This window comes from Psychrobacter sp. 1U2 (assembly GCF_051847575.1).
Genome location: NZ_JBPYDC010000855.1, coordinates 1 through 802 on the forward strand (window position 1 = coordinate 1; position 802 = coordinate 802).

Below are 802 nucleotides of genomic sequence, written 5' to 3' on the forward strand. Positions count from 1 at the left end.
CTTCTTCAAGCTCATCTTCTAATCCATCAACACTCCACTGATCGTCGACAGAACCTGGCGGGATAAATTGATTAATCATGGCATTATAGACTTCATGATGCATCACTTCGATGGCATCCAGTAAATCCATATCATCGAGCAAATCATCACGCTGAGCATAAATAACTTTACGCTGCTCATTGGCCACGTCATCATACTTTAGCAAGTTTTTACGCGCATCGAAATCTCGGCTCTCAACCTTACCCTGAGCGTTTTCAATCGACTTTGACACCATCTTATGTTCGATAGCTTCGTCTTCTTTGAGACCCATAGCACGCATCATATTGACCACGCGATCACCAGCAAAGATACGCATGAGATCGTCTTCAAGCGATAAGAAAAAGCGCGACATACCAGGGTCACCCTGACGACCGGCACGGCCACGTAGCTGGTTATCGATACGACGAGACTCGTGGCGCTCAGAGCCGATAATATGCAAACCACCCGCGGCGACCACTTGATCGTGCTTGATTTGCCATTGGGCTTTTAGGCGTTGCATCTCATCAGCACTGACTGAGTCTATGTCTTCAATAAATGACTGCCAGTTACCACCCAAGATGATATCGGTACCACGGCCTGCCATGTTGGTTGCAATAGTCACGGATTTTGGGCTACCCGCCTGCGCGATGATGTCAGCTTCACGCTCATGCTGCTTGGCATTTAGGACGTTATGTTTCACGCCTTCTTGATCCAGCAAATAAGACAGCTCTTCACTGGCTTCAATCGTCGCGGTACCGACTAGGACGGGCGCGCCCTTATCTTG

The 802-nt window shown here is 48.5% G+C and carries 1 protein-coding gene; it reads right to left on the reverse strand.

The genetic code is table 11. The features are described from left to right. Positions 1–802: preprotein translocase subunit SecA (locus tag ACS8FD_RS19140; RefSeq protein WP_459252158.1), on the reverse strand; the 802-nt coding region annotated here is incomplete at both ends.